The sequence below is a fragment of the Endozoicomonas sp. genome (assembly GCF_031844845.1).
Classification (GTDB): Bacteria; Pseudomonadota; Gammaproteobacteria; order Pseudomonadales; family Endozoicomonadaceae; genus Endozoicomonas.
Window position 1 is genome coordinate 1 of record NZ_JAVRMB020000260.1, and the last position, 8,499, is coordinate 8,499.

Annotated in this window: 7 protein-coding genes; 4 read left to right on the forward strand and 3 right to left on the reverse strand. The window is 49.6% G+C overall.

Features of this window, described 5'->3' with window-relative positions; genetic code table 11:
• From RM811_RS14005 to RM811_RS14015, 3 genes are all read right to left on the reverse strand, one after another.
• The coding region (locus RM811_RS14005; protein WP_402525366.1) for a protein kinase domain-containing protein at positions 1–1,717 on the reverse strand (1,717 nt) is incomplete at its 3' end.
• Positions 1,718–1,731: 14 nt separating this feature from the next.
• Positions 1,732–3,201 carry a NarK family nitrate/nitrite MFS transporter gene (locus tag RM811_RS14010; protein ID WP_402525369.1) on the reverse strand — a complete coding sequence of 490 codons (1,470 nt, stop codon included), beginning with the start codon at positions 3,199–3,201 and terminating at the stop codon, positions 1,732–1,734.
• 167 nt (positions 3,202–3,368) lie between these two features.
• The gene (locus tag RM811_RS14015) at positions 3,369–3,572 is read right to left on the reverse strand and encodes a hypothetical protein (protein WP_402525379.1); all 204 of its coding nucleotides are present in this window, start codon (positions 3,570–3,572) and stop codon (positions 3,369–3,371) included.
• A 522-nt stretch (positions 3,573–4,094) separates the two neighbouring features.
• On the opposite strand from RM811_RS14015, the gene nirB reads away from it, so the two are divergent.
• The 4 genes from nirB to RM811_RS14040 form a co-directional block, all read left to right on the forward strand.
• The gene (nirB, locus tag RM811_RS14025) at positions 4,095–6,644 is read left to right on the forward strand and encodes a nitrite reductase large subunit NirB (RefSeq protein ID WP_402525371.1); all 2,550 of its coding nucleotides are present in this window, start codon (positions 4,095–4,097) and stop codon (positions 6,642–6,644) included.
• Complete coding sequence (gene nirD, locus RM811_RS14030) at positions 6,644–6,988, forward strand: nitrite reductase small subunit NirD (RefSeq protein WP_402525373.1); 345 nt, start codon at positions 6,644–6,646, stop codon at positions 6,986–6,988. Before nirB ends, nirD begins: the two co-directional genes overlap by 1 nt.
• Positions 6,988–8,238, forward strand: a complete 1,251-nt coding sequence (locus RM811_RS14035; protein WP_402525375.1) for an NAD(P)/FAD-dependent oxidoreductase — start codon at positions 6,988–6,990, stop codon at positions 8,236–8,238. The genes nirD and RM811_RS14035 overlap by 1 nt, the downstream gene beginning before the upstream one ends.
• Before the next feature lie 135 nt (positions 8,239–8,373).
• On the forward strand, positions 8,374–8,499 hold a 126-nt coding region (locus RM811_RS14040; RefSeq protein WP_402525377.1), incomplete at its 3' end, for a hypothetical protein.

Consider the following 8,499-nt stretch of genomic DNA (forward strand, 5'->3'; position numbering starts at 1 on the left):
ACAAATTCAAACATAGCAAAAGAAAGCTGATGAGCTGCCAGGTCAGTAATGGTTTTTTCTCTATCAATGGTTGGAAAGCGGGCTTTTCAAAATGAGGGTTTGGCTGGGTCAGGTCATGGAGGAACTCGGAAAGTGACGTATAGCGCCTGGCCGGGTCGGGAGCTGTCGCTTTGGCAAGGGTGGCATCAATCCAGCCGGGTAAGTTCATGGCGGGTTGATACTGCATGTGTTGATAGTGACGCACACGAATATTGTCGCCAGATTGTTCGGGGTAGGGGAGCTGGCCGGTCAACATTTCATAGATTATTACACCTATTGAGAACTGATCTGCTCTTTCATCAACCCAGCCATTAAGAAAGTATTCCGGTGCCGTGTAGTTTTTGGTTCCCTGGGGAACGCTGCCTTGATCATCAAACAGGGACTCAGTAATTTCTCCTGCTACCCGGGCAGTCCCAAAATCAATGAGCTTTATTCTGCCATCAGAATCAATCATCAGATTTTCAGGTTTGAGATCCTGGTGCAGAACCTGAAGTCGGTGCAGTCCCCGCACAGCATTGATAATCTGGCGTGCCAGCTCCCGGACTTCAATCAGCTCGGGGCATGGGTGATCCTGCATCCAGGCCCGAAGTGTCTGGCCTTTAATATACTCACAGACATGATATAGAAATTTTCGTCCTGGTTTTGGCGCGAGGACTTTCATAATGGATGGGTGTTTTATACGACGGCCAATCCATTCTTCACGAACAAAGCCTTCCAGATAATCCGGGTCGTCTTCAAAGTTGACAGAGGGTGTTTTCAGAACAACCTGAAGCCCTGTATCCCTATCTTCCGCAAGATACAACTGACTGCGTTTGCTGGCGTGCAGGGTTTCCAGTACCCGGTAGCCATCAAGGCTTTGTCCCGGGTAGAGTTCCGGCGGGAAGTGCAGTTCAGCCAGTTGCTGCAGTCTTTCATCCTGCTCACCAGCGGGTAATTGAATGATACGACAGATGACGCAACTGAGGTTGTCTGTACTGCCCTGTTTCAATGCTCTGTCCACCAGTGTCTGGCTGGCACTGTTCAGGTCACCATTCAGGTCGCTATTCAGGTCGCTATTCAGGTCAAGAGTATTCCGGAGTGTTTCGCTGAGTTCATCCTCTGATAAAACATCGTGAATGCCATCGGTGGTTAGCAGCAGGATATCGCCTTCTGCCAGAGGCTCCATTCGATAATCAATTTCAATACCCGGACTCATTCCCAGGGCTCGTCCCAGGAATTGGCGTCCTCCCATACTGGCGACGTGGTCCTGCGTCAGACATTCCAGGTGACCGTTTCGATAGCGCCAGGCCCTGGAATCTCCGGTATGGATGATATGAGCGGTGGTGGATTTGATGACCACCGCTGTAAAGGTCGTACACCAGCTACCCATCTCCCGTGGATCCTGATGGCCCTGCTGGTAGAGCCACCGGTTGAGGGCGTTGAGGACTTTGGCTGCTGAATGGCGGATAGTCCAGGAATCCGGCGTGCTGTAATAGTCGGAAGTAAAACTGGAAACAGCGGTATGACTGGCTTTACGGGCTTCACTGCAGGCACTGACACCATCGGCAATGGCGAGCAGTGCTCCTTTATGGATGTACTGTGACGTTTTTTCAGGTACTTCAGAGACCCAGGCATCCTGATTTTCAGGTTTGATACCTGCTATTGAGTGAGCGGAGGTTTCCAGCCTGGGTGTCTGCATGTTTATTATTTCTCTTATGCCACATCAATCATGGTAACGCTGCCATCGGGCATCACTTCGGCCATTTGACCTTTAGGTTCTTCCATCATCAGCAGCACCAGAAAACCAAGGCAGGCAGTGGCAGCTATCACCAGGAAAAAGGTTTGATAACTCACCATTGAAAGTACGGTCAGGTAGAAGACGGCACCCACATTACCATAGGCGCCGGTCATTCCGGCAATTTGTCCAGTTAGACGACGCTTGATTAATGGTACGGCGGCAAAGACAGCGCCTTCACCGGCCTGGACAAAAAAGGAGCAGGTCATGGCGGCAATGACCGCAAGAGCCAGAGGCCAGCTGGAATCAATGAGACTCATCACCAGGTAACCCACGGCTAAACCGGCCGTCATAATCAGCAGGGTCAGTTTGCGGCCATAACGGTCACTGATAATGCCGCCACCGGGTCTGGACATCAGGTTCATGAAGGCGTAGGCCGATGCAACCAGTCCGGCCATTACCGGACTTAGCCCGAAGGTGTCGGCGAAAAACAGTGGCAGCATGGAAATCACGGCTAATTCGGAACCAAAGGTGGCAAAGTACAGGACATTTAATACCGCCACCTGTTTGAATTGATATTGGTGAATGGTGGGTACCGGGGTAGTGAATATCTCTTTATTAATTTGCCATACTTTCCAGCAATCAAACAGACAGAGAATAACCAGAACAAAATAGAGGGCGTTGACCGTGTCGGAAGACAACATGCTGACGCCGTTGGGTGACAGCTTCCAGGCCAGTAATGCCAGTGCGGCGTACATCGGAATCTTCATCAGCAGTAACAGGAAGAAATCGCCTTTTGAGGTGACTTCCATGCCGCCGATATTTTTGGGTTTGAAGTAAGTGGCGCCTTTTGGCGTATCCGTTACATTGAAATAGTAGATAAAACTGAAACCAAGAGACAGCAGCCCGGTAAGGGCAACGGCGTAGCGCCAGCCATCGTCGCCACCAAAGAAAACCGCAAGGCCCGGCAGGCTCATGGCGGCAACCGCTGAACCAAAGTTTCCCCAACCGCCATAAATGCCTTCAGCCGCGCCCAACTGACGTGCGGGAAACCACTCGGAAACGATACGAATTCCAATAACAAAACCGGCACCAATGGTTCCCAGCAGAAAACGGGCAATGGCTGCCTGGGTAAAATTGTCAGCCAGGGCGTACATAAAACAGGGAATGCTGCAGACTGCCAGTAAGGCTGAGTAGGTTTTACGAGGGCCAAAATGGTCGGTGAGCATGCCGATCAGGACTCTGGCTGGAATGGTCAGGGCGACATTCAGAATCAGCATGGTTTTCAACTGTTCCCGGGTGAGTCCCAGAGATTCGGAAACCATCAGAGTCAGAGGCGCATGGTTAAACCAGACGACAAAGGTAATAAAGAAGGCCATCCACGATAAGTGAAGGATTTTGGTTTTACCTTCAAATGAAAAGAGATTAAAACGATCCGGGTTGTTCATGGCGGTTAATCGTCCACTGGCTGATGGGGATTTTTATGGGAAGTTTTTTACAGCAAAGCAAGGTTCAGGCCAGCTCGGAAACGGGCAGGTATAAAGGTAAACTTTGAAATGTGCGCACCAAAAAGGCGCGGGGGGAAATGCTCAGGGCTTTTTATGGGGCGAGAATTCTATCGTTCTATGGGTTTATCAGTGTAAGCCGAATAATAACTGGCGGAAACGTAGGTTGTTATAACCGCAGTGCCTGTTTCGGCGATAGCTCTGAGTACTCTGCTACCGGTAATATTTTCCACCGCACTTCCTGCCGCAGTGCCAATTGCTGAACCATTCAGCGCCCCACGGAGTATTGCATCATGGTCGATAGGATAGCCCATCCAGTATCTGACCAAATAGATAGATGCTGCCGAGGAGATGTAACTCATTGTTTCTATTGAAATGGGATTAAGGCGCGCGATAGCAATATTATATTCTGCTAATCGTTCCGCTAACCCCCTGGTGTGCCTGCGTTCTATCCGAGTGCTCATGTGTCTTTGAGGCTCACATGACGATGCCGGACACGTGTACCTGCCAGCAGTCGGCTGAGGGATGCAGACTCTGTGAAAAGCATGGCCGCATTCAAACTCGAAGGCATTTGATCCATCCATATTCAGATTGCAAATGGTGCACAAATTAATCGCATTGGTGTCCACAGTAAAGGCTCACAGTCAACTCCGGTTACCGTATAGATCAGGGAGAAGGGATTTAGTTCATCAATTGTTGTATTTGTTTTTTTGTACCGCTTTCTATTCGGTGAGAGCCATGAGGGAAATAATAAATGGCACAAAAGCTGCTTAAGAGGTTTGACGAGCTAGATAAGCGAATTGACTCTTTACAATAATTAAGAAGGATGGGCCGAAATGGGCAGGAAACAAACCCTGGTAGTGGTCGGTAATGGCATGGTCGGCCACAGCTTTATGGAAAAGCTGGTGGCCGCTGGTGGCCTGGAGCAGTATCAGGTGGTTGTTTTTGGTGAAGAAAGCCGGCCTGCCTATGACCGTGTACACCTGACCGAATTTTTCAATGGACGCAGTGCTGAAGACCTTTCCATGGTGCCTGAAGGCTTTTATCAGGAGAACGGAATTGATCTGGTTCTGAATGAAGCCGTTCTTTCTATAAAAAGGGCTATTAATGGTGATACCGGTGAATTAACCACGAATAAAGAAAGAATCATTCAATACGACAAACTGGTGCTGGCAACCGGCTCTTATCCTTTTGTACCCCCCGTGCCGGGGCATGAACGGGATAACTGTTTTGTTTACCGCACCATCGACGATCTGGAAGCCATTGCCAAAGCGGCAGGCAACAGCAAAGTGGGCGCAGTGGTTGGTGGCGGTCTGCTGGGACTGGAAGCGGCTAAGGCATTAAAAGACCTTGGTCTTGAAACACATGTTGTGGAATTTGCACCACGCCTGATGGCCGTTCAGGTGGATGACGGTGGTGGTGCCATGCTTCGACAGAAGATCGAAGCGCTGGGTGTGCAAATTCATACGGGCAAAAATACCCGGCTGATTACTGATGGGGAAGATACTGTACATCAGATGCAGTTTGCTGATGGTGAGGTTTTGAATACCGATATTGTGCTGTTTTCTGCCGGTATTCGTCCCCGGGATGAACTGGCTAAACAGGCTGAACTTACCATGGGTGAGCGTGGTGGCATTGTTATTAATAATGACTGTCTGACATCTGATGAATCTATTTACGCCATTGGCGAGTGTGCGCTATGGGAAAACCGGATTTTTGGACTGGTTGCGCCGGGTTATCAAATGGCTCAGGTGGCTGTTGATCATTTAACCGGCAAGGGCAATAGCCAGTTTACCGGTGCTGATATGAGTACAAAACTCAAATTGATGGGTGTGGATGTGGCCAGTATTGGTGACGCTCATGGTAATACCAAAGGTTCACTCAGTTACCAGTTTATTGATCAGGAAAAACAGGTTTATAAAAAACTGGTCGTATCCAAAACCAAAAAAAGAGTGTTGGGTGCGGTTCTGGTCGGGGATGCAGACGACTATGGCACGCTGTTGCAGATGATGTTGAATGACATGGTACCACCCGCCAATCCTGCCGAGCTTATTTTACCTCAGAGTGATGGTTCTGCCAGCCCGGGGTTGGGGATTGCTGCGTTGCCGGAAACGGCCCAGATATGTTCCTGTTTTAATGTCAGTAAAGGTGATCTGACAGGCGCCGTTGCCGGAGGCTGTCAGGATATCGCTGCTCTCAAGGCTGAAACCAGTGCGGGTACCGGTTGTGGCGGTTGTGCCCAGCTGGTTAAGCAGGTATTGGATCATGAATTGACTCAACTGGGTGTTGAAGTCAAAAAAGATATTTGTGAGCACTTTTCCCATTCACGGCAGGAGCTTTATCACCTGGTACGGGTTGGCGAGCTGAAGTCGTTTGCCCAGGTGATAGACAAGCATGGTCGTGGGATTGGCTGTGATATCTGTAAACCCACCATTGGCTCAATATTGGCCTCCTGCTGGAATGACTACATTCTGAAAAATGATCATGCACCATTACAGGACACTAATGATTACTTTTTGGGCAATATGCAAAAGGACGGCACCTATTCCATCGTACCCCGGGTGCCTGGTGGTGAGATTACCCCGGAAAAGCTAATTGTTATTGGTGAAGTGGCTAAGGATTTTAATCTTTATACAAAAATCACCGGTGGCCAGCGGATTGATCTGTTTGGCGCGCAGGTGAATGAGTTGCCGGCCATCTGGAAGCGTCTGGTGGATGCCGGTTTTGAAACCGGGCATGCCTACGGAAAATCCCTGAGAACGGTGAAATCCTGTGTGGGCAGTACCTGGTGTCGTTATGGCGTTCTGGATAGCACCAGTATGGCGATCGCCATTGAAAACCGTTATCGGGGAGTGCGCTCACCCCATAAAATCAAAATGGCCGTTTCCGGTTGTACCCGGGAGTGCGCTGAAGCCCAGAGTAAAGATGTGGGGGTGATCGCCACAGAAAAAGGCTGGAATCTTTATGTAGGCGGCAATGGAGGTATGAAGCCCCGTCATGCTGATCTGTTTGCCACCGAACTCGATGATGAGACGCTGGTCAAAACCATTGATCGCTTCCTGATGTTTTATATTCGCACAGCTGACCGGCTCCAGAGAACGTCGGTCTGGCTGGATAACCTGGAGGGGGGGCTGGACTATCTCAAATCGGTGATTATTGACGACAGTCTGGACATTAATCATGAGCTGGAAGATGAGATGACTCATCTGGTCGGCACCTATCAGTGTGAGTGGAAAACAACACTGGAAAGCCCCGAAAAGCTCAAACGCTTTAACCACTTTATCAATAGCGACCAGCTGGACAGCAATGTTGTGTTTGTGGATGAGCGGAGTCAGATACGTCCGGCTACCGGGCAGGAAAAAATCCAGCTGAAGGAGATTTCATAATGAGCCAGTGGACGACGATTTGTCATGATGAGCAGCTATCTTCAAACCTTGGCACCTGTGCTTTGGTGGGTAGTCATCAGGTAGCTGTTTTTCGGGTTGGGGATCAGTTCTTTGCCCTGGATAATTTTGATCCGTTCAGTGGCGCAAATGTGATCTCCAGGGGGATTGTTGGTGATTTGCAGGGGCGTGTAGTTGTGGCCTCTCCCATCTATAAACAACACTTTGATTTAGCTACCGGTCAATGCCTTGAAGACGATGATGTCAGTTTGAATGTATTTCCTGTCCGTCTCCATGATGGTGCTATTCAGGTCATGGCTGCACCACTTGTTTCGCAGGTAGCCTGATGATGAGCAGTTATCAAAAGCCGGATAGACGACAAAAGCTGGTGGTGATTGGTAACGGGATGGGCTCTGTCCGGTTTCTGGAACAGCTGTTTGCCAGCGGTCAGTGTTCATTTCAGGTGACCGTGCTTTCTGAGGAAGCCTGTCCAGGTTATAACCGGATTCAGTTATCGAAACTGCTGGCGGGTAGTATTGATCTTGAAGGTATTCATCTCAAGAGCGAATCCTGGTATCAGCAACAGGGCATAGCTCTGTTTATGGGGGAAGCGTATAAAGCCACAGGCATTGATCGTGCTTTAAAGCGTGTAGTTACTCAGGGTGGTCATACGTTTGACTATGATCGTCTTGTTCTGTCAACCGGTTCTTTGCCCAATAAGATTCCCGTTCCCGGTGTCGACCTGCAAGGCGTGCTGGCGTTTCGCAGCCTGAATGATGTCAATTTAATGCTGGAAGCCGGTAAGGGGCAGGCCGTTGTCATTGGTGGCGGTTTGCTGGGTCTTGAATGCGGCAGTGGTCTGGCAAAGCGGGGTATGTCGGTCACCATTGTTGATAATATGCCCATCCCCATGGCCCGGCAGCTGGATCATCATGCAGGCAATCTGTTGCGCGAAGAACTGGAGCGCAGGGGAATTGCTTTTCGCAGCAGTGCCACATTGAAATCTTATGAAGGGTCCGGTGGGCGTGTTTGCGGTGTTCAGATAGAGGGTGAATACCTTCCGGCGTCACTGGTGGTGGTTACGGCGGGTGTCAGACCCAATATACAACTGATGCAGGATGCCGGGCTGGAATGTGACCGTGGTGTTCTGGTCAATGAACAACTACAGACGTCCGATCCGGATATATTCACGGTGGGTGAATGCGCGCAAATGCAGCTGGATGAAGAGTCCCTGTTATTTGGTCTGGTGGCCCCTGTCTATCGTCATGGTGAAATTGTTGCTGCGACATTGCTGGATGATCACAGCCAGACTTTTGTTCCTGTACCTATTCCCACCAATCTTAAAGTTGATGGGGTCGACCTGTTTTCAAGTGGTGAGTTTAACTCACAGGGAACTGACGAGGTGGTCACGCTGAGTGCTCAGGATTCGGGGATCTACCGCAAACTGGTTATTAATAATAACCGGTTAAAAGGTATCCTGTTATATGGGGATGTGACGGATGGCCTCTGGTATCAGGAATTAATGGAATCCGGTACCGATATTTCGGGTATGAGGCAGCAGTTAATCTTCGGTCAGCGTTTTTTACCGGCTGCGTAGGTTGGGCCGAGCGAATGCGAGCCCCAACAAGCTATCTGCAATCAACGGTAAAGTTGTTGGGGCTCACTCCGTTTGAACCAACCTGCCGGTCATCCATTTAAAATAATAACGCTTTCAGCGAACAGGGAATTCATCATGCATGTCAATAGAGAGCCAGCTGTAATCAAGACGACATGTGCCTATTGTGGTGTAGGCTGTGGAATCTCTGCCAAAGTCACTGACCCGGAATTACATCTGGTTGAGATTACGGGACGAGAAGAT